Here is a 26,179-nt window from a genome sequence, read left to right on the forward strand (position 1 = left end):
TCTGTAATTTAAATAGTGGAGAACGTAGTTCTTTATTCTGATCTTGATATAATATGATCACTTCCTTTTTAATTTGGGTATAAGAATAGACGTTCATTTCTGAACGTCTAAAAATGAGAAAGTGGGTACTGTTTTTATTTAACATTCCATCCCTTATAAACCTTATTTTATTGTATCTCAGCACTCTATATCAACTACTACTGAAACATTAATATAATTTTTTATCTCTTTATTTCGGCTTTTATCACTATTTTCTATAAACACGATATGTTTGAGAAAGTGCTTAAAATCAAGGATTTCTACATATCTTTCCTTTGTAGCAACACTATAGTCTCAGCAGTAGACTGCTCCCAATCAGCCATCGCCTTAGCTCGTCTTCTTGGGCAGTCCTTGCATGGTCAGTTATAAACTGCTTGCGTCGTCTTTTCAATCCTAGTAAGCAGAACAACTGACTCAACATGAGCAGTCTGGCAAAACATGTCTACGGGTTGTACTTCTTTAGTCGAATATCCAAGTTCCTCAAGAATTTTAAGATCCCTGGCAAGAGTACTGGGATTGCAGGACACATATACTATTCTCTTTGGCTTCATCCTGCCAATTGCGTCAAGTAGAACCCTTTCACATCCTTTTCGAGGGGGATCCACTACAACAACATCAGCTTTTATTCCACGATCTATTAACCTTGGAATAGCTACTTCTGACTTTCCAACTATAAACTCAGCATTATCTATTCCATTTTCTGCTGCATTTAATCTGGCATTTTCTATAGCCTGCTCTACTATTTCCACCCCATATACTTTTTTTGCTCTTTGTGATAAAAATAATGATATTGTTCCTGTTCCACAATAAGCGTCGAATACTATTTCATTGCCTGTTAATTCTGCATATTCCAGTACCTTATTGTAAAGTATTTCCGTTTGAACTGGATTTACCTGAAAAAAAGACAATGGCGATATTCTAAATTTGAACTTTCCTATATAATCATGTATACTTTCTTCACCCCAGAGAGTTATACATTTTCCACCCAATACAGTATTTGTCTTTTTACTATTTATATTTTGAACTATACTTTTAACTCCGCATATATTATTTGTTATAAGTTCTATAATTTCAGATTTAAATGGCAGGCTAGAAACAGCCGTTATAATAACTACCATTACCTCATCAGTTGAAAATGCTCTTCTCACCATTATATGCCTTACAACGCCTTTACCGCTTTTTTCATCATAAGCTTCTATATTATATTTCTTCATCCACTTACGTATAATTTCAACTACTATATCTGCAGTTTCATTCTGTATACAACAGGAATCCATATCTATTATTTCATGACTTCTCCTTGCATAAAATCCTATGTTTATATCTCCATTATTCTGTCCTACAGGCAGCTGGACTTTATTTCTATATCTCCATGGATTTTTCATTCCAATAGTATCCAGTACATCTATTCCAGTATCTGCTTCTACATTAAACTTTCCTATTCTTTTCAAGCAGTCTATAACTCTTGTTTTCTTAAAATTCAATTGTGAATCATAAGACATATGCTGAAGTTGACAGCCTCCACATCTCTTATATATATTACATTCTGCTTTTAATCTGTCTTTTGACTCTTCAATTATCTCAATAATTTTCCCAAAGGCAAAGTTCTTGTTTACCTTTACGATTTTTATCCTTACTTTTTCATTAAATATAGCTTCGGGAACGAATATTGTGAACCCATTTATTCTTCCTACGCCTTCACCTTCATATCCCATTCCATCTATAGTTATTATATATTCTTCATTTTTTTGTACTGCCTTTTCCATTGCTCCACCACCATAAAATCACATTATATATAAATTTTTAAGTATAACTAAAAAAATAGCACCTGTTTTAAAGGTGCAAAATAATATAGAATCAGTTGTCTCTTAGTTTCATATCAATAATTCTAACCGTGTATCATTATATTATACATTAACTTTGTATAATGTTTCAATATTTTTTATTAAATTTATTAAAATTTTTAAAAAAGAAATAACTCCAGGCAAAATCCCGGAGTTATTTAATAAACTGACTATTTAACTACATTAACCTTGATCATGTTTGTAGTACCAGTAGTGCTAACTGGTACTCCTGCAGTTATAACCGCCAAATCTTCTTTCTTTATATAACCAGCTTTTAATGATGCATCTATAGATTTTTCTACCATTTCATCTGTAGATTCATATTTGTCTGTAAGTATTGCAAAAACTCCCCAATTAAGAGCTAATTTTCTACATACTTTTTCATTTGGAGTAGCTGCAATAACTGGACAAGCAGGTCTGTACTTTGAAACTCTTACAGCTGTACTTCCGCTCTGAGTAGCTGTTATTATTGCATCTGCATTTAATTCAGCTGCTGTAGAACAAGCTGCAAAACTTATGGCATTGGATACATCAGTTACACTAGCTTCTCTTTTCTTTTTAAGTAATTCATCAAAATTAATCTTGGATTCTGCAGATTGAGCTATTCTTGCCATAGTTTGTGCTGCTTCTACTGGATATTTACCATTTGCAGATTCTCCACTTAGCATTATAGCATCTGTTCCATCAAAAATTGCATTTGCTATATCTGATGCTTCTGCTCTTGTTGGTCTTGGATTTCTTATCATTGAATCAAGCATTTGAGTAGCTGTTATAACAGGTTTACCTACACTATTGCATTTAGCTATTATGGATTTTTGTATAAGAGGTACTTTTTCTATTGGAATTTCAACTCCCATATCTCCTCTTGCAACCATTATTCCATCTGAAGCTTCTATTATTTCATCTATGTTGTCTACACCTTCCTGATTTTCTACCTTTGAGAATATCTGGATATGTTCTCCGCCGTTTTTCTTAAGTATATTTCTTATAGTTATTACATCTTGAGCTTTTCTTATAAAAGATGCTGTTACTATATCCACGCCTTGTTCGCATCCAAATTTCAAATCTGATTCATCTTTTTCTGTAGTAGCTGGAAGCTTGATGGATACTCCTGGTACATTAACACCTTTATGACTGCTAACTAAGCCAGTATTCTTAACTACACACTTTATTTTGTTTCCATCTACGCTTTCAACCTCCATACCTACTAATCCATCATCAATAAGTATGCTGTCTCCAGGCTTTACATCTTTATAAAGATCTGCATAAGTTATGGAACACTTAGTTTCATCTCCAAGAATTTCTTCTCCACAATATACAGTGAATTTTTGACCTTCTTCTAATTCAAGCTTGCCTTTAAAATCTCCAGTTCTTATTTCTGGTCCTTTTGTATCAAGTATGATAGCTATTTGTTTATTGTATTTCTTTCTAAGTCTCTTTATTGAATCCATTCTTCCCTTATGCTCTTCATGGTCACCATGTGAAAAATTATGTCTTGAAGCACTCATACCAGCTTCAATAAGTTTTGATAAAATTTCATCTGTGTCACTAGCAGGACCAACGGTAAAAATCATTTTAGTCTTTTGCATATTTTAATCTCCTTTAAATACAATTTTAATTTATTTAATTTATTATGATAAAGCATTGGCTATTTCAAATAATTTTTCATCAAAATGTTTAGGTTCCTCTAAAGCTTCATCTATATCCTCATCTATTATCTTTCCATCTTTAATTCCTACAACTCTGGAAGACTTTCCTTCTTCAAGTAATTCTACAGCTCTAAAAGCCATTCGTGAAGCCAGAATTCTATCTCGGCAACTTGGGCTTCCACCTCTTTGGATATGTCCAAGTTTTGTAGCCCTTGCCTCTATTCCAGTTATTTCTTCAACTTTTTTAGCAAGATCTTCTGCACCGCCAATTCCTTCTGCAAGTACTACTAAATTATGCATTTTGCCATGCATTTTTCCTTCTAATATAGTTCTGCATAGAGCATCCTGTTCATATCCTTTTTCAGGGATGATTATATTTTCAGCTCCACCAGCCAAACCTGCATAAAGTGCAATGTCTCCACAATTTCTTCCCATGACTTCAACTATACTTACTCTTTCATGAGATGTAGAAGTATCTCTTAATTTATTTATAGCATCTAATACTGTATTTGTTGCAGTATCAAAACCTATAGTAAAATCTGTATAAGCTAGATCATTATCTATAGTGCCTGGTAAACCTATGGTTGATATTCCAAGTTTTGATAATAGTTGTGCTCCTCTGAAGGATCCATCTCCACCAATTACAACCAATCCATCTATTCCAAAAGTCTTTAATATATTGGCTCCTCTTTTTCTTCCTTCTTCTGTTTTAAACTCTGAACAACGTGCAGTTCTTAAAATTGTTCCACCTCTTTGGATTATGTCTGCAACACTTTGTCTATCCATAGGTATTATTTCACCACTTATGAGTCCACTATAACCTCTCAGTATTCCCATAACATTGAAGCTTTTATCTAAACCGGCTCTTACCACTGCTCTTATGGCCGCATTCATGCCAGGGGCATCGCCACCACTTGTTAATACACCTATTGTTCTCATACGCTTATACCTCCTATGACCGCTGGGACTATTTATGTCCCACTTATATCATACAAACTTGCATTTTTTAAATACTAACTATGTTTTTAATTATATCATATATTTACCCATTTTTCATCAAAAAAATATAAAGTTAATTTAAACAAAAGGTTAAAATACTAAACTCATATTTCATTTAGTATTTTAACCATATTTATATCAAATTATTCCAATTACATAAATTTAATATTTGTATTACCAAAAGTATTTTTCAAATAATCTAAAATACCATTTTCATTTTTAATCCACAATTCTCTATCGAGTCTAAATTTTTTTCTTTCCTTTTTGGTGCAAATATATACTGGAATATTTCCCTTATACCTTTGTACTAAAGATCTAAATTTATTTACATCATCTTTTAGATCGTCTTCACTTTCAATTAAAATATACAACTTTTTAGTATCAATTTTAATAAGAGGTTCTATAGTCTCACATATTATCTTGGGCTCTTCTTCTTCTCTTATGCTAACTCTTCCCTTTAATATCAATAGTGCATCTTCTTCAATAAGATTTCGAAATTTTTGGAGTATCTTTGGAAATATTATAACTTCTATAGATGCATATAAATCCTCTAATTTTGCAAATGCCATAATGTCATTATTTTTAGTTACTTTTTTAGAAAGTTCAGAAACAATTCCTCCTATTATAACCTTGTCTCCATCTTTTACTTTTGATTCAGTAACAATTTCTCCCTCAAGATTTTTATCCATGAGTATATCTGAAATTTTTACACTAGTCTTGAAAGCAAGCGTTTTTTTGTATTCGTCCAATGGGTGACCAGATAGATATAGTCCAGTCATCTCCTTTTCCATAGCCAGCCTATCTCTTTCTTTAAATTCATTTATATCAGGGTAATGTATTCTTATGCTGCTGTCATCAACTGTAGAAAACAAGCTTACCTGACCTTCAATATTTCTTCTTCTAGATGTGTTTATACTTTCAAGTACTTTTTCATGAACAGCACTAAGTTTGGATCTATATATCCCAAAACAATCAAAAGCTCCTGATTTAATTAAACTTTCTATTAATCTCTTATTTATACATGTGATTTCCACATTGTTGCAAAAATCAACCAGGTCTTTAAACTTTCCATACTTATTTCTGGATCTTACTACACTATCTATGATATTTTCTCCTACATTTTTTATAGCAGAAAGACCAAATCTTATACTATTCCCTTTGACTGTAAATTTAGCATAACTCTCGTTGATATCCGGTGGAAGTATATCTATATGCTGATCTTTTGCAAATCTTATATAATATGCAACTTTTTCACTGTCTCCCTTTATACTATTCAGCATCGCCGCTGTAAATTCAACAGGATAATAATGCATTAAATAAGCAGTTTGAAATGATACTACTGCATAAGCTGCAGCATGGGACTTGTTAAAAGCATAGGAGGCGAAATCTATCATGGAATCGTATATCTTATTTGCAATTTCCTTGGATATACCATTTCTTATACATCCCGGTACCTTGACATTTCCGTCATCATCAACTATTCCATATACAAAATTATGTCTTTCCTCTTCCATAACATGATGCTTTTTTTTGGACATGGCACGTCTTACCAGGTCACTTCTTCCCATGGAATATCCTGCCAAATCTCTTACAATTTGCATTACTTGTTCCTGATACACCATACATCCATAAGTAACTGACAAGATGTGTTCAAGTTGTGGAGTTATGTAATTGACCTCCTCGGGATGATTCTTATTTCTTATGTACTTTGGTATTTCAGACATAGGTCCCGGTCTGTAGAGACTTGTTCCGGCTATTATATCCTCCAATGAATCTGGTTTTAATTCCTTCACAAAATTAGTTATCCCTGGAGATTCAAACTGAAATACACCTACTGTCTTTCCTTCACCTATCATACTGTAAACGGATTTATCATCATAATCTATGTTGTCTAGATCTATATCAATATTTTTATTTTCTTTGATCATTGTAATGGCATCTCTAAGTACAGTTAAAGTTCTCAGCCCCAAAAAATCCATCTTCAACAAACCAAGTTCTTCCAAAGTGCCCATTGTAAACTGAGTTACTATATTATCTTCATTTTTCTGAAGAGGAACATAGTTTACAAGAGGCTGGGAAGCTATAACAACTCCTGCCGCATGGGTGGATGTATGTCTTGGCAATCCTTCCAAAGCCCTGGCTATATCTATAAGTTCACTAGTTCGAGGTTCACTATCATAGTCCTCTTTAAATTCAGGATTCATTTCAAGTGCCTTATCTATAGTTATATTTAATACCGTAGGAATCATCTTTGCTATTCTGTCGACTTCACCATATGGATAATTCATGGCTCTCCCTACATCTCTTATACACGCTCTAGCCGCCATGGTTCCAAAGGTTATAATCTGAGATACATTATGTTCTCCATATTTCTTTACAACATACTCTATTACTTCTCCACGTCTTTCATAACAAAAATCACTATCAATATCCGGCATGGATACTCTTTCAGGATTCAAAAATCTCTCAAATATAAGATTATACTTTATTGGATCTATCTTGGTAATTCCCAGAGTATACGCAACTATAGAACCTGCACCGCTTCCACGTCCAGGCCCCGTCATTATTCCATTCTGTCTGGCAAATCTTATAAAGTCCCATACAATAAGGAAATAATCAACATATCCCATTTTCTTTATTATTCCAAGTTCATATTCTAGTCTGTCTTTTAGAATCTGATTAATCTCAGCATATCTTTCCTTTAACCCCTTATAGCACAGATCTTTCATGTATTCATAATGGTCTATGCCTTCATCAAGAGGAAAATTAGGTAATTTTGATTTATGGAATTCGTAGTCAAAATTACACTCATCAGCTATTTTCAACGTATTTTCAATAGCTTCAGGAACATCTGAAAACATTTCATACATTTCATTCTGGGACTTCAAGTAAAACTGGTCTGAAGGGTATTTCATTCTATTTTCTTCATCTACAGTTTTTCCTGTTTGTATACATAACAATACATCATGTGATTTATAATCTTCTCTTCTTATGTAATGGACATCATTAGTTGCAACCAAGGGTATATTTAATTCTTTTGACATTAATTTCAACTGTTTGTTGATCTTAATCTGATCTTCTATACCATGATACTGAAGTTCAAGATAAAATCCATCTTTAAATGTATCTCTATAGAATACAGCGTTCTCTTTAGCTCTCTTTAAATTATCTTTTAATATATTTGATTGAACTTCTCCACTTAAACATGCACTTAAGGCAATCAAGCCTTCACTGTGAGAGGATAGATAGTCATGATCTACTCTAGGCTTATAGTAAAATCCTTCTGTAGATGCTGTAGAAACTATTTTCATTAAATTTCTATAGCCTGCTTCATTCTTTACTAAAAGCACCAGATGATAATTTTCATTTTTACCGTTATTTTGTTTTATATGCATCGAATTTTGTGAAACATATATTTCACAACCTATTATAGGCTTAATACCCTGGGCTTTTGCCTCTTTATAAAATTCTACACATCCATACATAACTCCATGATCTGTTATTGCCATGCTCTTCATTCCAAGTTGCTTTGCCCTTTTTATAAGATTGGGTATTTTGGCAGAAGAGTCTAAAAGAGAGTACTCTGTATGTTGATGCAAACTTACCCATTCATGATTTTCATTTTCCATGCATACTCACCTCATCTTTCAGATAGCACTAAAAAAGTGCTATATAAAGTTTAAAAATCTACTGATACCGATGAATCCATCATTGGCTTCAGATTAGATAGAACTTCATTTACATGTACTGGATGAATCTGATATGCCTCCATATCCTTTATTGAATCAAATGTAGCAATTAATGCAAGATCATAAGATCTATCGGATTTTACTACGTCAATACCTATCTTTATAGTCTTCAAAGCCGGTATCTTTCCATCTACTTTCATAAGTATTTCCTTTGCCTTTTTTATATTTTCAGTATTTCTATCCTTTAATTTGAAAAAAACAATATGTGTAAACATTAATACAATTCCCCCTTATATTAACTTCTTATTATTCGTGCTGATAAAATACATTTACCAGCAATTTGTTTTTTGTCATTATACATATCTATTTCTATCTTGCAAAAATTTCTTCCTATATCAACTATATTAGAATATATGTGTATAACACTATCTATTTGAAGTGGTTTCATAAAATAAGTACTGATACTGTCTACAAGTACATTTATATTGTTGTTTTGTCTCAATGTCATGACACCCATAGTAGAAAGAATCATATTAAGAGAACTCCATGATGCAGTTCCAATTGGGTTCAACATTTCTGGAACTATCTTTCCATAAAAATGAATACAATCTCCTTCTGTATTAAATTCAAATTCCTTTAATACCAGATCCTCAAAAGTTTCTCCAAGCTGAGGTTGCCTAGCCATATATTGGAGAGCCCTTATGACATCCTTTCTTGTAACAACTCCCACTAATGTTTTACCATTTACTACTGGGAATAATTCTATGCCCTCCCATCCCATTATATGTGCTGCATAGGCTACTGTAGCTTTTGGAGTAAGCGTTATTGGATTCTTATACATCAACTTGCCTATTAATTCATCATCTGATGTTTTATTTGGTATATCTTTTAATGTGACAATGCCAACTACCCTCTTTTTATTATCTACTACAGGATACCTTTCATGCTGAGTTCTTTCTAAATTTTCCCTCCACTTTAAAGCTGTATCATTTATACTTAAATATTCAGGGTTGTTTTCCATTATGTCTTCTATAAGGACAATATCCTTTTTTATTAAATTCTCAGAAATTGCTTTATTTATCATACTTGCCACTGTAAATGTATCATACGTAGTAGATATGACTGGAAGACATTTTTCATTTGCAAGTTCTCTTATTTCATCACTACATTGAAATCCACCAGTAATTAGAACTCCTGAATTATTTAGTAATGCAAGTCTTTGGGCCTCTTCTCTATTTCCAACTATTAAAAGACAATCCTTCTTTATATATTTTTCCATTGCATCTATAGTCATGGCCCCTATAACAAAATAGTGAAGCACCTTATATACTCCATCTTTTCCTCCAAGCAGAGTTCCATCTATAATATTTATAACTTCACCATAAGTAAGAGATTCAATATTTTTCTTTTCAACTTTTTCTATTCGTATTGTACCTACCCTTGGAATAGTCGTAACAATTCCCAAATTATCAGAATCCTTTATTGCCCTATATGCCGTTCCATCACTTACTCCCAAATCACTAGCTATACTTCTGACTGATATTTTGGTACCAACATCAAGTGAAAGTATATACTTGATTATATCTTCATGTTTTGACATAATCTACTCCTACCTCTCTTCTCTCCTCAGTTCATCTGCTATTTTTTCAATTCTCCTTAATCTATGATTTACTCCTGATTTTCCTACAGTAGGATTTAGCATTTCACCTAATTCTTTAAGCGATTCATCTGGATGATTTAGTCTTAGTTCTGCTATTTCTCTTAGGTTTTGTGGAAGACGTAAAAGCCCGATTTCCCTCTTTATCAATTTTATACTTTCAGTTTGTCTTACTGATGCATTTACAGTTTTACTTAAATTGGCAGTTTCACAATTTACCAGTCTATTAATATTATTCCTCATTTCTTTCATTATTCTTATGTTCTCTAAATCCAAAAGTGCAGAATGAGCTCCCACTATGTTTAATAAATCTACTATTTGCTCACCTTCTTTTAAATAAACTATAAAACTGCTTTTTCTCTGAATAACTTTAGAGTTCAGTCCATATTCATTTATAAGATTACTTAAGTCATGTGCATAATTTTCATTGTGAGTTACAAATTCAAGGTGATATGTTTTTTCTGGATTGCTTATACTGCCGCCTCCAAGGAAAGCTCCTCTTATATAAGCTTTTTTGTACTCATCTTTTTCAAACACTATATCTGGTATGCTATAATCCAGCGAAAATACATTTTCCTCTTTTTTAAGAAGTCCTATATCTTTGAGTAAATTTTCAACATGCATTTTTTCAGTAATAACAACTATATATATATTGTTCTTCTTTAAGGAATTGCTCTTTGTTGCCAATATCTTACTATGTATGTCAAATTTATCTTTTAATATAATAAAAATAAATCTTGCAATAGTAGGATTCTCTGTATTTACTTTAAAACTCATCTGTTTATTGGAACCTAAAGATAACGTACCGCTTACCTTCATTATAGCGGACAACTCAGCTACAGCTTCCCCTTTACTAATATTTATATGCCTGCATACTTCATTTTTTACCTTCAACGAAAATGACATTTTTATCACCTTCCTACTGCTTTTTATTTTCTTTAATTCTCTCAGACAAATAGAAATATTCGATTATCTTCTTTCTATCATACAACAATTTTTTATCCATAATTGTTTCTATTAATATAGATGCAAGTTTTTCAGAATTATGCCTTATTAATCCATTTTTTGCACTAATAAAATCTCCCTCTATAACTTTTACTCCTAATTTGTTTACTTCATCTTCATCTATATCTACAAGATGTGAAGCTTCTTCATGATATTTACCTGCCAGGCTTTTATCTATTCTCCCTGCATTTACAATCACATAGTCAATTATTCCATTTCCACCATGATTATAAATTGTCTTTATATGATCTGAAACTGAAAAGCCATCTGTTTCTCCTGGTTGAGTCATTATATTGGATATATAAATTTTTATACCTTTTGTTTTCTGAAGAGCCTCTGCAATGTCCTTAACTAATAGATTTGGTATAACACTAGTATATAAACTTCCTGGTCCGAGAATTACAGCATCTGCCTCAACTATAGCTTGAATTGCTTCTTTTAAAGCCCTGGCTCCCTTTGGTTCAATAAATAATTTATCTATTTTAGTATTCCTCTTTATAGCTTCTTCAGGAATAGTGGATTCTCCTTGAGCCATAGAACCATCTTTATACTTTGCTTTTAACACCAGATTGTCAAGAGTTACCGGCATGACTTTTCCCGTTACTGCCAATACTGAACTCATCTTATGAACAGCTTCTTCAAAATTTGAAGATATGCCATCCATGGCTGCCAAAAATAGATTCCCAAAGCTTTGATTTTTTAGCCTTCCATCTTTAAATCTATACTGAAGCAAATCTTCCATAAGGGGTTCAGTATCTGCAAGAGCCAATATGCAGTTTCTTATATCTCCAGGTGGTAATATTCCCAAATCTTCTCTTAGATCTCCCGAACCTCCACCATCATCTCCAACTGTTACTATTGCAGTTATATTGGAAGTGTAATATTTAAGACCTCTAAGCATGGTTGAAAGTCCAGTTCCCCCACCAATTGCAACTATTTTAGGTCCTTTTACAAGAAGTCTTTTTTCATATATCAAGTTTTCCAATTTTGCGGAACTTAAGGATACATTTAAATAACCTTTGTTTATAAGTGCTATTATGGATCTCATTCCCTGAGTTACTGAAATGTATACTACAAAAACTCCGGATATAATTAGGAATATATAAAATGATATATAATACATACTATAAAATCTTCTGTTTATAAATTCAATTACCCCGAATATTATAAATAGTCCACCCATGATTCCAAGCATAACCCATCTTTTGACTTTTATTCCAGGTCTGAGCCAACCCATAATTTTCATAGTTTTTTACCACCTTTATTTACATCTTCCTCAATATCCCTATGATCTATATTAACTTTATGACCGATTTTATTTAATTTGTCATAAATTATATTTGCAATTGCTACAGACCTATGTCTTCCTCCAGTACATCCTATGGATATAATAAGTTGTCTTTTTCCTTCTTTGATATAATATGGTATTAAAAATTCCAACATGTCAGAAAGTTTATCTATGAATTGTCCTGTCTGGTCAAATCCCATTATATAATCTGCAACTAATTTATCATTTCCAGAATACTTCTTTAACTCTGGTATATAAAATGGATTAGGAAGGAATCTAACATCAAATACTAGATCTGAATCTACTGGTATTCCATATTTGAATCCAAATGAAAGTACTGTTATCATAAGCTGGGTTTCTATCTGTCCCTCTTCTGAATATATCTTGGTTATTTCTTCCTTGAGTTCCCTTGTAGCCAGTTTAGAAGTATCTATTATATTATCTGCTTTATTCTTTAATTCTCTAAGTTTATTTCTCTCCATAGTTATTCCCTTTAATATTCTTCCTTCTGGAGCTAAAGGATGTTTCCTTCTTGATTCCTTAAATCTCTTTATTAAAACCTCATCTGATGCATCTAAAAAGAGTATCTCATATTTATATCCCTGTTTTTTTAAATAACTCAGGCTTTCAAATATATTATCAAAAAATTGGCCACCCCGTATATCTATAACCAAGGCTATTTTATCAATTTTACCATCAGCTTTATAACATGCTTCCACAAATTTAGGTATTAATGTAGATGGAAGATTATCCACACAAAAATATCCTAAATCCTCTAAATTTCTTACAGCCTGAGTTTTACCTGCACCGGATAGACCTGTTACTATAACAAATCTCATAATCGTCCCTCCTAATTAGCAATAATTTTATTATATTACAATAGATGCACTGTTATAATTATAACATAAAAAAATTTCATAAAAAATAGAGGATCCAGCCTATCTCAAGCGGATTCTCCATTTCTATAATATATGAATTATTCCTGAATATCAATCTTCTCCAATAATTCTAACTTCTGTATAAAGATCTACATCGAACTTCTGTTTTACTGTATCTTGAACTAACTTTATTAGATCCAATATATCATTTGAGGTTGCATCCTTTTTATTTATTATAAATCCTGAATGTTTTTCAGATACTTGTGCTCCCCCAATACTCGTCCCTTTTAAACCACTGTCTTCTATTAATTTAGCTGCGAAATGGCCTTCTGGTCTCTTGAAAGTACTTCCTGCTGATGGATATTCAAGAGGCTGTTTTTCACTTCTTCTTCTATTTAGACTTTCAATTCTGTCATTGATTTTACTATGATTTCCCTTTTCCAAGTTAAACGTAACTTGCAAAACAATATATCCATACTTTAATATAGAACTCATCCTATAAGCAAGTTCCAATTGTTCAAGGTTTAGTATTCTCTTTTTAGTATGGTTGTCTATTACAATTACACTTTCAATAACATTTGATATTTCTCCATTATATGCTCCTGCATTCATAGTAACAGCTCCGCCCACGCTTCCAGGAATCCCACATGCAAATTCAAATCCCGTCAAACTATTATCCAAAGCTTTCTGTGAAACATCCTTTAAACATGCACCACTTGATACTATAATTCTGTTGCCCTGAACTTTTATACTCTTCAACTTGGTTAGCTTTACAACTACTCCCCTTATTCCCCCATCTTTAACCAACAAATTAGAACCATTTCCCATTATGTAGTAAGGTACATTCTTTGCTTTACACAGTTTCACTACATCTAAAACTTGATCTGCACTTTCAGGAGTTATAAGAATATCTGCAGGCCCTCCAACTTTAAAAGAAGTATGATTACTCATAGGCTCATCTATTTTTATATCTTTTTCATCTAATATTTTTATTAAATCATTACTAAAATCTCTAAATTTATTCATGGTTCTATTCTCCTTGAAATTTAATTTAAAATCTTAATCTAGTATAGTGTACATATGCATCTTAATCAAGGCTTATATATACTTTTTTTGATAATTAGACAGAAAGATGCCAGCACAACTAATTTTTCTGATTTTTAAAAAAATCTACAATACTTTGAGCTGTACGTCTGTCAATAGAAGGTGTATTTACAAGTTCTTCTATTTCAGCTGTTTTTATGTTGTCTATACTCCCAAATTTTTTCAATAGTTCTTTTCTTCTATGATTTCCTACATTAGGTATATCATCCAATATTGAATGAAGTACTCTCTTGTTTCTCAAACTTCTATGGTATGTTATAGCGAACCTATGAACTTCGTCCTGTATTCTAGTTATAAACCTCATCAGGTTTGAATTGGATTTTATTAAAAGCTCTATATTATTATATATAAGTCCCCTTGTTTTGTGATTATCATCCTTAACCATTCCACAAACTGGTATACTTATATCAAATTCTTTTAATACTTTAAGTGCAATGTTTATCTGACCTTTTCCACCATCCATGAGAATCAGGTCTGGAAATACACAAAATTTCCCCGCGCTTAGTTTTAAATTTTTATCCTGTATCCTCTTTATTTCGTCTAACCCATGTTTAAATCTTCTGGACAATATCTCGTATAAACTGTCATAATCATTTGCACCTTTAACGGTATTTATTTTAAATCTTCTATAATCGCTGTGCTTTGCTGTTCCATTTTCAAAAACTACCATGCTTCCAACAGAATCAACACCTTGTATATTTGATATGTCATAAGCTTCTATTCTATGAGGAATATCATCCAAATTTAAACTTTCAGTTAATTCTTCTAATGCCTTCTTATGTATTTGATTATCCTGGATAAACTTCATCTTGAAATTTGCAAGCATAGTTTGAGAATTTTTTTCGACTAATTTTAAAGTAGCTTTCTTATCACCTCTATATGGAATCTTTATATTTACCTTGGAATTTTTTTTCATTGATAACCACTTTTGCAGCAGTTCATAATCTTCCACTACAGGTACATATATATTCTTTGCTATATGTGCAGTTCCACCATAAAATTCTTTAATAAAATCAGCAATTATTTCCCCCTTAGGAGAATCTACAGTATTTTCAATAATATAATGCTCTCTTCCAACTATTTTGCCATCTCTTAAGAAAAATATTTGTACGCAGCTATCTACTTCATCGGATGATATATTTATGAAATCTTCATCTTCAAAATTTCCAGTTATTATCTTTTGCTTCTCTGTTACTTTTCGAACTGCAAAAATTTTATCTCTTATGTTGGCTGCTTTTTCAAAATCCAACTTCATAGATACATTGTTCATTTCTTCTTTTAATCCACTTAGTATTTTTTTGTCTTTGCCTGATAGAAGTTCTATGATTTCGTTCACTATTATTCCATATTCATTTTTATTTATATGAGCAGCACAAGGTGCCTTGCACAATTTTATAAAATAATTCAAACAAGGTCTTATATGAGTTTCATTTTCTATTATTTTCATTCTGCATGTTCTTATTGGAAATATTTTTTTTATAAGTTCTATAGTTTCATATACAAAAGACGAATTGGGAAATGGTCCAAAGTATTTTGATCCATCTTTTTTAATGCTCCTTGTAATAATTATCCTCGGGAAATCTTCATTCATGGTAATCTTCATAAACGGATAATGTTTGTCGTCCTTAAGCAGTATATTATATTTCGGCCTATACCTTTTTATAAGGTTACACTCCAATATAAGAGCTTCTATTTCAGAATCTGTAACTATATATTCAAACTCGTATATATTTTCCACCATTGCTTTTACCTTGGCAGAGTGATGTCTTGAACTTTGAAAATATTGTCGCACTCTATTTTTTAATACTTTGGCTTTTCCAACATATATAACTCCACCAAGGGAATTTTTCATAATGTATACACCAGGTTTATCCGGCAATACTTTTAATTGAAATTCAAGGTCAAACATACTATCATCCTCTATATAATAAAGTTTCTAGATTAAACTATTTATAAAATATCACTGGTATTTTATAAATAGTAAATAAGAGTCCGCCTATCATAAGTAATTGCTCTATAGCAGAACCGATTTTAGAATTAGTTTTATAAGTAAATGGAAACTTTACTTTTTTCTTTCTAAAAGGATAAAATAAGGGCACTCCCATATTAGTAAACATGTCACATATAAGGTGCATACCATATCCTATCATAAAATAATATACCAGATAATGTATATTATACATATTGCCTATATATCCAGCTACAAAGGAAAATAATGACATTCCCATTAAACTATGGGTAAGTCCTCCTCTATGTGAGGATACTGCTATTATAATAAAAACTATACCCAGAGCCTTTATTATAGGTTTATCCAAATACAAATAATTGTACCATAAAAGCACTGCACCTATACAACCATATAGAGTAACTTTTGTCATTTTATTTTTAAAAGGAAGTATATATTTATTTACTATACTTTTAGGATGATCTATATCTGGCAATATAGATGCAAATAAAACTACTATCATACCTAAATAGTTAAATCCTCCCGGGAGAAATTTATAAATGGATAAAAAAGTAATTACTCCCATTCCAGCATGAGTTCTACCTTTCATTTTTTCTCCTTTTCGTTGAATAAAGTTTAACTTAAGTGAGTATATTATAGCATTAAATCTTATATAATATTACTTTTTTCAACAAAATTTCCCGGGAAAACAATGGATTATACACTTATTTTCCTAAAGCTGTACTTATTACTTGTGATGCTATTGTGGCAGCGGCTTTTCCTCCCTGACCACCATTTTCTACAATTACTGCAATGGCAACTTGTGGATCATCGTATGGTGCAAAACCTATAAACCATGAATGTGGAGGAGATCCGGCCCCCATAGTCTGATTATCTGCAGTACCAGTTTTTCCTGCAACTTCTATTCCATTTATATAGGCTCCCGTTCCTGTACCATTATCAACTACTGATTTCATCATATTCTTCATAATATCGGCTGTATTTGATGATATTACCTGACCAGCTGATTCTGGAGATATTGTCTTTACCAAATTTCCTCTGCTGGTAACTACACTTGTTACAAGATGAGGCTTCATCATTACACCACCATTTGCTATAGTACTTGTTACTACTGCCATCTGAAGAGGACTTGCAAGAACACTACTCTGACCTATACCACTTTGAGCTATGCTTCCTCTTTCATAAGATTTCAATGTTGGAAAATGGCTGGCTTCCACAGGTATACCATCCGTTGGAATGCTCTTGTTGAAAAAGAATTTCTCAGCAGTATTTTTCAATGTATTATTACCAAGCTCAAGTGCTAAAGTTCCAAAATACACATTGCTTGAATGAGTATAAGCTTGATAAAGATTCAGAGTTCCGAGAACTTCCCCATTATAATTATGCAGTGCATAATCTGATCCTATTTGAACAGAACCTGTATCCTGTATGGTTCTATTTTGTGCATTTGACATGTTCTCAAGTGCACTTATTGCTGTTACAGTTTTAAATGTAGATCCTGGAGGATACAATCCTGCAGTAGCTCTATTTAAGAGAGGTCTGCTTGAATCTTTATTTATAGCTGACCAATTGTCTTCGAGATTATTAGGATCAAAAGAGGGTTTTGATACCATTGCAATTACTGCTCCAGTTTTAGGATTCAGCACAACAACAGCCCCCCTATTATCTCCTAAAAGGTCATAAGCTTTTTTTTGAGTTGCCATGTCAAGAGTAGTTTTTACTCCATTACCAACTTTTTTCTTACTTTGTCCTTTACTTAAAATCAGACTTTTTAAACTGTCCTTTATATCTGTAGTCATAAGATCTGAATCATATTTTCTTTCAAGCCCTGTTATTCCATACTTTTGATTTACATACCCAAGAGCGTGTGAAAATGCTGCTCCTCCTGTATATTCTCTTTTTTGAGTTTCAGAATTTACAGGCTCACTTTTAGTCAAAGCATCTCCATTTCTATCATATATGGTACCTCTCAGTACTTCATTTCTCTTGATCCATGTTCTTCTGTTATAACCACTATTTACTACACTGGGTCCTACAATCATTTCAAAATAAGTCATATAGGAAATCAATCCTATAAAACATATTAAAAAAACAAACATCACTTTTTTTATATTATTTAGTGTATTATTCATACTACCTACCCTCTTCTGATATCTTTTGAATTATACCCAGAGAAAAAAATGTTATCAACATGGAACTTCCTCCGTAACTCACAAGTGGCAGAGTTACTCCTGTAAGTGGAATTGCATTCATAACACCTCCAACTATAACCAAAACTTGAGATGCAATCATAGCACTATATCCTACCGCCAAAAGTCTTGAAAACTTATCATTGCAATAAACTGCTGCCCTCATACATCTGTAGAAAAGTAAAAAATACAATATTATAATGGCAAATCCCATCAATATACCAAGTTCCTCACATAAAGCTGCAAATATAAAATCCGTAGTATTTATTGGTACAAATTCCGGATGTCCTAATCCAAGTCCAGATCCTGTTAGTCCTCCAGATGCTATAGAAAATAAGGACTGTACTACTTGATAACTTTGGTCACTAACATAAGGCCATGGATTTCTCCATATCATTACCCTTAATCTTACATGTCCAAACATATGATAACTTATAACTGCTCCAACTGCTGCCAATAAAAAACACACTATTACATATCTGAATTTTGATGTAGCTATGTATAGCATAGTTATAGTTATCCCAAAAAATATAAGTGCAGAACCAAGATCCTTTTGAATTACCATAAATCCCAGAGAGATCATTACTACTATACATGGAATTATGAGATTCTTGAAATTTTCATATTTTTTTAACTCAGAAGCCAGATAAGCCACTAAAAATAATTTACCAAACTCCGAGGGTTGAAATTGCATTCCACCTATACTAACCCAGTTTTTAGAACCATTTATTTCTGTACCTGCAAAAAAGCCCATACCCATAAATATTAAAGTACATATTAAATATATATATTTATATTTACTAAAACTTGTTGTGTCTGGCATTAAAACTACAATTAATATAAACCCAGTAACTCCAATTGCAAACCATATAATTTGCTTAATTGAAACAGCCGTATTTATTCTATATAGCATTACCATGCCTATAACTGACAAGATACTTGAAAAAATAAATATATATTTATCTCCATCTGAAAAAAATCTTCTTATTACAAAATAAGAATATCCAACTAACAGGCAAATGACTACTGCCATTATCATAGCCCCTTTATCAAAAGGCTGTTTTATTACAGCTAGATTAAAAAAACAAAATAAACACAGTAAATATGTATATTTAAGTAATTTTTTCTCATCTCTAGTAGTATCCAATTACACTCACCACCCTATAAAATATGCCTAATAATATGATACACTACTATATAACCTTAAAAGAAGTATTCCCAATTTTTATTTCGTCTCCAGAATTTAAATATTGACGTCCATTCAATTTTTTACCATTCAAAAGAGTACCATTAGTGCTTCCCAGGTCCTCTATCATGCAATCCTTACCATTCTTAACGTATACTCTAGCATGATGGGACGAGGTATACGGATCTTCCAATCTCAATAAATTATCATTTTTTCTGCCTATGGTTATCTCCTTTCTTATGGGGATAACAGCACCCTTTCTAAGATTAGAATTATTTCCTGGAACTACTACTTCGAGACCGAAAGATCTTCTATTTGATACCCTTACTCTTTTTCCGCCATTTTTTATATCCTTGTACATTATTCTTAGTGCCCAAAATATTATTATATATACTATTCCAATAATTACTATTTTAAAAATTAAACTTAATTTACTCAGATCCATTTTTACATATCCTCCCCTAAAGATGAAAAGATTAGCATTATGAATCTAATTACGCTAATCTTTATGTAGATTATAACATCTTTTTTAAATATTGTCCTGTATAAGATGTTCTATCTAGGGCTATTTTTTCAGGTGTACCTACACACAATACCTTACCACCCTTTTCACCGCCTTCTGGTCCAAGATCTATAATATAATCTGCACATTTTATAACATCCAGATTATGCTCTATGACTACAACCGTGTTACCTGTATCTACAATTCTTTGCAGTATATCTACAAGCCTTTTTACATCATCTATATGAAGACCTGTAGTAGGTTCATCCAATATATAGAGCGTTTTTCCAGTACTCCTTTTTGAAAGTTCATAAGCAAGTTTAATTCTTTGAGCTTCTCCACCTGACAATTGTGTTGATGGCTGACCCAATTTAATATATTCAAGGCCTACATCCACTAAAGTTTGAAGTTTATTCTCTATTCTAGGTATATTTTTGAAAAAAATCACGGCTTCTTCTACAGTCATATTTAAAATGTCATCTATATTTTTACCTTTGTATTTTACTTCAAGGGTTTCTCTATTGTATCTTTTGCCCTTGCATACTTCACATGGAACATATACATCAGATAAAAATTGCATTTCAATCTTTATTATCCCGTCTCCTCTACAAGCTTCACATCTGCCGCCTTTTACATTAAAGCTAAATCTTCCAGGCTTATATCCCCTCATCTTTGCTTCAGAAGTATTTGAGAATACCTCTCTTATTATGTCAAATACTCCCGTATATGTTGCAGGATTTGACCTAGGTGTTCTTCCTATAGGACTTTGATTTATATCTATGATCTTATCTATATTTTCTATTCCAAGTATACTTTTATGCTTTCCAGGATTATCTTTAGAACCATTTATATTCTTATTAAGTCCCTTATAAAGTATTTCATTCACAAGGGTACTTTTCCCCGAGCCTGATACTCCCGTTACACAGTTAAAAATCCCAAGGGGGAATTTCACATTTATATTTTTTAGGTTGTTTTCGGATGCATCTATTATATTTATATATTTCCCATTTCCAGTTCTTCTATTCTTAGGTACTTCTATCTTCTTTTTTCCACTTAAATATTGTCCCGTTAGAGATCTATCACTTTTCATTATATCATTTATAGTACCTTGAGCAACTATTTCTCCGCCATGTTCCCCGGCTCCAGGCCCTACATCCACTATATAATCAGAAGCTTTCATTGTATCCTCATCATGTTCTACGACCACTAATGTATTGCCTATATCCCTTAGATGTTTTAATGTCTCAATAAGTCTGTCATTATCTCTTTGATGAAGTCCTATACTCGGTTCATCCAATATATAAAGCACTCCAACAAGACCTGAACCTATTTGTGTAGCCAGTCTAATTCTCTGTGATTCACCGCCTGAAAGCGTACCTGATGATCTAGCCAGACTAAGATAATCAAGACCTACATCTATTAGAAATTTAAGTCTGCCTTTTATTTCTTTTAGAACTTGATCTCCTATTAATTTATGTTTTTCAGAAAGATTAAGGGTATTTAAAAATTTCAATTCATCTTTTATAGGCATACTGCAGAAATCATATATATTCTTTCCTCCTACAGTAATTGATAGAGTCTCTCTTTTTAATCTAGCTCCCTTACAATCAGGACATGGATTATTGTTCATATAATTTTCTATTGCATTTTTTATATAGTCAGAATTGGTTTCAATATATCTGCGTTTCAAGTTATTTATTATTCCTTCAAATGCATGATTAAACTCCATTAATCTTCCTTGTTTTTCATACTTTACCTTTATACTGTCACCTTTTAATCCATAAAGTAAAATATCCAGTATCTTATCACTGAGTTTTTTTACTGGAGTATCTAATTTGAATTTATACTTTTCCGAAAGGGCCTTAAGTATGCTAAAAGTCCATGAATCCTCTTTTAAGCTCCCTTCTCCCCATGGAAGAATTGCCCCATCAATTATGCTCTTGCTTCTATCTGGTATAACTAAATCTTCATCAATTTCTAAAAGAGTTCCAAGTCCATCACATGTATCACATTTTCCAAATGGGGAATTAAAGGAAAAAGTTCTGGGTGTAATCTCTCCAATACTTATTCCACAATGAATACAGGAAAATTTCTCACTAAAAAGTGTGTCTTTTCCATCTACTGTATTTATAATAACTACTCCATCTGACAATTTAAGAGAAGTTTCTATGGAATCAGTTAATCTGCTTCTTATTTCATCCTTTACTATAAGTCTGTCTACTACAACTTCTATAGTATGTTTCTTGTTCTTTTCCAAACTTACTGTTTCATCTTCAAGATCTACTATTTCACCATCAACCCTAGCTCTAACATATCCATTCTTTTTTATATTTTCAATTATTTTTACATGCTGACCTTTACGCCCATTTACCAATGGTGCAAGCACTTGTATTTTAGTTCTATCAGGCATGGATAGTACATTGTCAACCATCTGATCTATAGTCTGTTGTGTTATTTCCCTGCCGCATTTAGGACAGTGAGGTATTCCTATCCTAGCATATAACAGCCTTAAATAGTCATATATCTCAGTAACTGTTCCTACTGTAGAACGGGGATTTTTACTCGTAGTTTTTTGATCAATGGATATTGCAGGAGACAAACCTTCTATATATTCTACATCAGGTTTATTCATTTGGCCTAAAAATTGCCTGGCATAAGCTGATAGGGATTCCATATATCTTCTTTGTCCCTCTGCATATAGAGTATCAAAGGCAAGAGAAGATTTACCTGATCCTGAGAGTCCTGTAAAAACTACCAACTTATCTCTCGGTATAGTTAAATCTACATTTTTCAAATTGTGAACTTTAGCACCTTTTATAATTATGCTGTCCCTCATAATTCTAACTCCTTAGTATATAAATCTATTTTATCTTCTTTTTCTCTTTTTGTAACTTTAGTATTATATCTCTAAGTACAGCTGCCTCCTCAAATCTTAATTCCTTTGCAGCTTGCCTCATCTGTTTTTCATTACTTTCTATTAATTTATCTATATCTTTATTATTTCCAATAATAGCTTCATCTAATGTATTATATTCTTCTTTTTTTTCTAAAACTGTAGTAGCCTCAATTACATCCCTAATTCCTTTATTTATAGTTTTAGGCACTATTCCATGTTTATGATTATGATCCATTTGTACTTTTCTTCTTCTCTCTGTTTCTGTTATAGCTTTATTCATGGAATCAGTAATTCTATCAGCATACATTATAACCCTGCTTTCAGAATTTCTAGCTGCCCTTCCTATAGTTTGTATAAGTGATCGTTCTGACCTTAAAAAGCCCTCTTTGTCTGCATCTAATATGGCAACTAGTGCTACTTCAGGTATATCAAGACCTTCCCTTAAAAGATTTATTCCAATAAGTACATCAAATTCACCTTTTCTAAGATCTCTAATTATTTTCATTCTCTCTATAGTAACTATACCTGAATGCATATACCTGGCCTTTATATTCATATCCTTAAAATAATCAGTAAGATCCTCTGCCATCTTTTTGGTAAGAGTCGTTACAAGAATTCTGAAGCCTCTTTTTATTGTCTCGTTTATACTGGAATATAAATCATCTATTTGTCCTTTGACAGGCTTAACTACAATCTTAGGATCTAATAATCCTGTAGGTCTCAATATTTGTTCTGCAGTATTTTGGGAATTCTTGATTTCATAATCAGATGGAGTAGCACTTACAAACACCACTTGATTTATTTTTTTCTCAAATTCCTCAAACTTTAATGGTCGGTTGTCAAAAGCCGATGGAAGTCTAAAGCCATAATCCACCAAAGATTGTTTCCTTGATCTATCTCCAGCATACATAGCTTTTACCTGAGGAAGTGTAACATGACTTTCATCTATAAACAACAAAAAATCCTTTGGAAAATAATCTATTAGAGTCTGAGGTGAAGATCCTTTTTCTCTTCCATCCAATATTCTGGAATAATTCTCAATTCCACTGCAATAGCCAACTTCTCTCATCATTTCTATATCAAAATTGGTTCTTTGCTTTATTCTTTGAGCTTCAAGAAGTTTATCTTGAGTGGTAAGGTCATTTAATCTATTCTCCAATTCTTCTTCTATTTTTGATATAGCTATCTCAAGTTTCTCCTTGGAAGTGGCAAAATGAGAAGCCGGGAATATGGAAACATGTTTTCTAATGCCTATAGTTTCACCTGTTAAAGCATCAAATTCCTTTATTCTGTCAATTTCATCGCCAAAAAATTCCACCTTTATGGCATGATTTGTAGATGAAGCTGGAAATATATCTAAAGTATCCCCTTTTACTCTAAAAGTTCCTCTAACAAAGTTGATATCGTTTCTCTCATATTGTATTTCAACTAATTTTTTAATTATTTCATCTCTGTCTTTTATCATACCCGGTCTTAATGATATAGTAAGCTTTTTATATTCTTCCGGATTTCCAAGACCATATATGCATGATACAGATGCAACTACAATTACATCTTTTCTCTCAAGAAGAGCTGAAGTTGCCGAATGTCTTAGTTTATCTATTTCATCATTTATAGAAGCATCTTTTTCAATATATGTATCAGTTTGTGGAACATAAGCTTCTGGCTGGTAGTAATCATAGTAAGAAACAAAATATTCTACACTATTTTCCGGAAAAAATTCTTTAAATTCAGAACACAACTGAGCTGCTAATGTCTTGTTATGTGCAAGTACAAGAGTTGGTTTTTGAACTTTTTGTATTATGTTTGCCATAGTAAAGGTCTTTCCTGAACCAGTTACACCTAGGAGTGTTTGAAATTTATCTCCCTTTTCTATACCACTGCCTATACTATCTATAGCTTGAGGTTGATCACCTTTAGGTTTAAATTTAGAATGTATTTTGAAAACTCCCATTTTCTAATCATCCTTATCCTTGTTTTTATTTTTAACTTTATTAAGTACATCTGAAAATTTATCTTTATTCAATTTTATTATTCTACTATCTTTAGGAACATTTCTAGGTACAAATACTATTCCGAGTCTTCTATCTTCATTCATCTTATTATAGCTTACCTGTTCAAATTTTCCAGTTACTTTTTTAATTTTAAACCATAAGAAATTTGAACACTGTCTAACTATTTCAGTTATTTTTTCTTCACTTTCAATCTTTTCGTTATTTATCTCAACTAGCAAGTCACCACTTTTTATTCCCATTTCATTGGCTGGAGAATTTGGTGCTACAGCAAGAACCATAATTCCTTCATCACTGCTTATATATTTTGGTTTTCCAACAGTTTCTATATATCTTTGTATAAATATCATACCCTCGTGAGCAAGTGGAGCAAATACTATAACAGCTAATTTCAAGAATAAATTTATATTTGCAAATTGTGCTAAAACAAATAACAGAACGCTATAAATTATTATAAACATACCGGACATAAAAGTTTTTTCTTTAACATTTTTTGTAAAAGTAACCGAACTATATCCAATTACTGCATAAAATGGCATTAATGTAAGCACTGCTGCCTTCAAGACATTTACATTAATTATTTGATTTTTTAAAATTGGCCACCAATTTGGAGTATACAATTGTACATATGAGCCCGTATCAGGTTTAACTTGGAGAATAAAAAATATAGCTATAGGAATTAGCCAATACCTCTGAAGTGCAAATCCTCCAACTATTCTTCCTGACTTATTTGTAAAAACTGGTATACTCCCTTTTTTACCATCAATTATAACAAGTATGCCTTCTACAAAATGAAGTACAGCAACCATACTCATAAGTGATACTATGTCTATTTTCAAGAAATCCAAACCTGACATGTTGAAGTGCATGGAAACTACATTTAATAAAATGCTTATAAATCCAATTAATGCCCCAGAATAAGAAAAGCATATAAATCTAGGATTAAAAAACATAAAGACTATAGAAGTTAAAAATATCAATTCCACTGAAGAATTATTATTAAATGTAATTCCCAAATAAGATATTATAACACTTGCCAAAGTTCCTGCAAAAATTCCTATTACAATTTGAGAAATAGTAAGTTCAAGTGTAGTATTAATTTTTTCTCCTATTATCATCCTCTGCATCATCACTATCTTGCTATTTTTTCTATATAGCACAAAAGCTAGTATAGCTAAAAGCACTATAAAATAAAAATTTGTAAGTGCATAAGCTATAGCTTTTAGTGTGTAAACCAACATATTCATTAAAAGTTAATACCCCTTTTCCTCAAATC

The 26,179-nt window shown here is 32.0% G+C and carries 18 protein-coding genes; all 18 read right to left on the reverse strand.

Annotation, left to right across the window (positions count from 1 at the left end; translation table 11 throughout):
- Positions 1 to 398 precede the first annotated feature (398 nt).
- Positions 399 to 1,805, reverse strand: coding sequence for a 23S rRNA (uracil(1939)-C(5))-methyltransferase RlmD (gene rlmD / locus KM800_RS01305; protein ID WP_217811444.1), 1,407 nt, complete (start codon positions 1,803 to 1,805; stop codon positions 399 to 401).
- A gap of 248 nt (positions 1,806 to 2,053) precedes the next feature.
- Positions 2,054 to 3,472 (reverse strand): pyruvate kinase, encoded by a 1,419-nt coding sequence (pyk, locus tag KM800_RS01310; RefSeq protein ID WP_217811445.1) that lies wholly within the window; start codon positions 3,470 to 3,472, stop codon positions 2,054 to 2,056.
- Between the two features lie 42 nt (positions 3,473 to 3,514).
- Positions 3,515 to 4,471: a 6-phosphofructokinase gene (gene pfkA, locus KM800_RS01315; protein WP_217811446.1), complete on the reverse strand. Its 957-nt coding sequence runs from the start codon at positions 4,469 to 4,471 to the stop codon at positions 3,515 to 3,517.
- A gap of 212 nt (positions 4,472 to 4,683) precedes the next feature.
- On the reverse strand, positions 4,684 to 8,160 hold the full coding sequence (locus KM800_RS01320; RefSeq protein WP_217811447.1) for a DNA polymerase III subunit alpha: 3,477 nt from the start codon (positions 8,158 to 8,160) through the stop codon (positions 4,684 to 4,686).
- 50 nt (positions 8,161 to 8,210) lie between these two features.
- Positions 8,211 to 8,495, reverse strand: a complete 285-nt coding sequence (locus KM800_RS01325) for a Dabb family protein (protein ID WP_217811448.1) — start codon at positions 8,493 to 8,495, stop codon at positions 8,211 to 8,213.
- 20 nt (positions 8,496 to 8,515) lie between these two features.
- Positions 8,516 to 9,820, reverse strand: a complete 1,305-nt coding sequence (locus tag KM800_RS01330) for a DRTGG domain-containing protein (RefSeq protein ID WP_217811449.1) — start codon at positions 9,818 to 9,820, stop codon at positions 8,516 to 8,518.
- A gap of 9 nt (positions 9,821 to 9,829) precedes the next feature.
- Positions 9,830 to 10,783, reverse strand: a complete 954-nt coding sequence (gene whiA, locus KM800_RS01335; RefSeq protein ID WP_217811450.1) for a DNA-binding protein WhiA — start codon at positions 10,781 to 10,783, stop codon at positions 9,830 to 9,832.
- A 13-nt stretch (positions 10,784 to 10,796) separates the two neighbouring features.
- On the reverse strand, positions 10,797 to 12,128 hold the full coding sequence (locus KM800_RS01340; protein WP_217811451.1) for a gluconeogenesis factor YvcK family protein: 1,332 nt from the start codon (positions 12,126 to 12,128) through the stop codon (positions 10,797 to 10,799).
- Positions 12,125 to 13,009, reverse strand: coding sequence for an RNase adapter RapZ (rapZ, locus tag KM800_RS01345; RefSeq protein ID WP_217811452.1), 885 nt, complete (start codon positions 13,007 to 13,009; stop codon positions 12,125 to 12,127). The genes KM800_RS01340 and rapZ overlap by 4 nt, the downstream gene beginning before the upstream one ends.
- 150 nt (positions 13,010 to 13,159) lie before the next feature.
- The gene (gene murB, locus KM800_RS01350) at positions 13,160 to 14,074 is read right to left on the reverse strand and encodes a UDP-N-acetylmuramate dehydrogenase (protein WP_217811453.1); all 915 of its coding nucleotides are present in this window, start codon (positions 14,072 to 14,074) and stop codon (positions 13,160 to 13,162) included.
- 118 nt (positions 14,075 to 14,192) lie between these two features.
- Complete coding sequence (gene uvrC / locus KM800_RS01355; protein ID WP_217811454.1) at positions 14,193 to 16,061, reverse strand: excinuclease ABC subunit UvrC; 1,869 nt, start codon at positions 16,059 to 16,061, stop codon at positions 14,193 to 14,195.
- 37 nt (positions 16,062 to 16,098) lie between these two features.
- Positions 16,099 to 16,707, reverse strand: coding sequence for a metal-dependent hydrolase (locus KM800_RS01360; protein ID WP_217811455.1), 609 nt, complete (start codon positions 16,705 to 16,707; stop codon positions 16,099 to 16,101).
- A gap of 115 nt (positions 16,708 to 16,822) precedes the next feature.
- Positions 16,823 to 18,250 carry a peptidoglycan D,D-transpeptidase FtsI family protein gene (locus KM800_RS01365; protein ID WP_217811456.1) on the reverse strand — a complete coding sequence of 476 codons (1,428 nt, stop codon included), beginning with the start codon at positions 18,248 to 18,250 and terminating at the stop codon, positions 16,823 to 16,825.
- A gap of 1 nt (position 18,251) precedes the next feature.
- Positions 18,252 to 19,454: an FtsW/RodA/SpoVE family cell cycle protein gene (locus tag KM800_RS01370; protein WP_217811457.1), complete on the reverse strand. Its 1,203-nt coding sequence runs from the start codon at positions 19,452 to 19,454 to the stop codon at positions 18,252 to 18,254.
- 46 nt (positions 19,455 to 19,500) lie between these two features.
- A complete protein-coding gene (locus KM800_RS01375) occupies positions 19,501 to 19,938 on the reverse strand; it encodes an FHA domain-containing protein (protein WP_217811458.1) in 438 nt (145 codons plus the stop codon).
- A gap of 70 nt (positions 19,939 to 20,008) precedes the next feature.
- A complete protein-coding gene (gene uvrA / locus KM800_RS01380) occupies positions 20,009 to 22,831 on the reverse strand; it encodes an excinuclease ABC subunit UvrA (RefSeq protein WP_217811459.1) in 2,823 nt (940 codons plus the stop codon).
- 25 nt (positions 22,832 to 22,856) lie between these two features.
- The gene (gene uvrB, locus KM800_RS01385; RefSeq protein WP_217811460.1) at positions 22,857 to 24,845 is read right to left on the reverse strand and encodes an excinuclease ABC subunit UvrB; all 1,989 of its coding nucleotides are present in this window, start codon (positions 24,843 to 24,845) and stop codon (positions 22,857 to 22,859) included.
- A 3-nt stretch (positions 24,846 to 24,848) separates the two neighbouring features.
- Positions 24,849 to 26,150 carry a PDZ domain-containing protein gene (locus KM800_RS01390; RefSeq protein WP_217811461.1) on the reverse strand — a complete coding sequence of 434 codons (1,302 nt, stop codon included), beginning with the start codon at positions 26,148 to 26,150 and terminating at the stop codon, positions 24,849 to 24,851.
- Positions 26,151 to 26,179: the final 29 nt, after the last annotated feature.

Source organism: Clostridium tyrobutyricum (assembly GCF_019144085.1).
Taxonomy (GTDB): Bacteria; Bacillota; Clostridia; order Clostridiales; family Clostridiaceae; genus Clostridium_B; species Clostridium_B tyrobutyricum_A.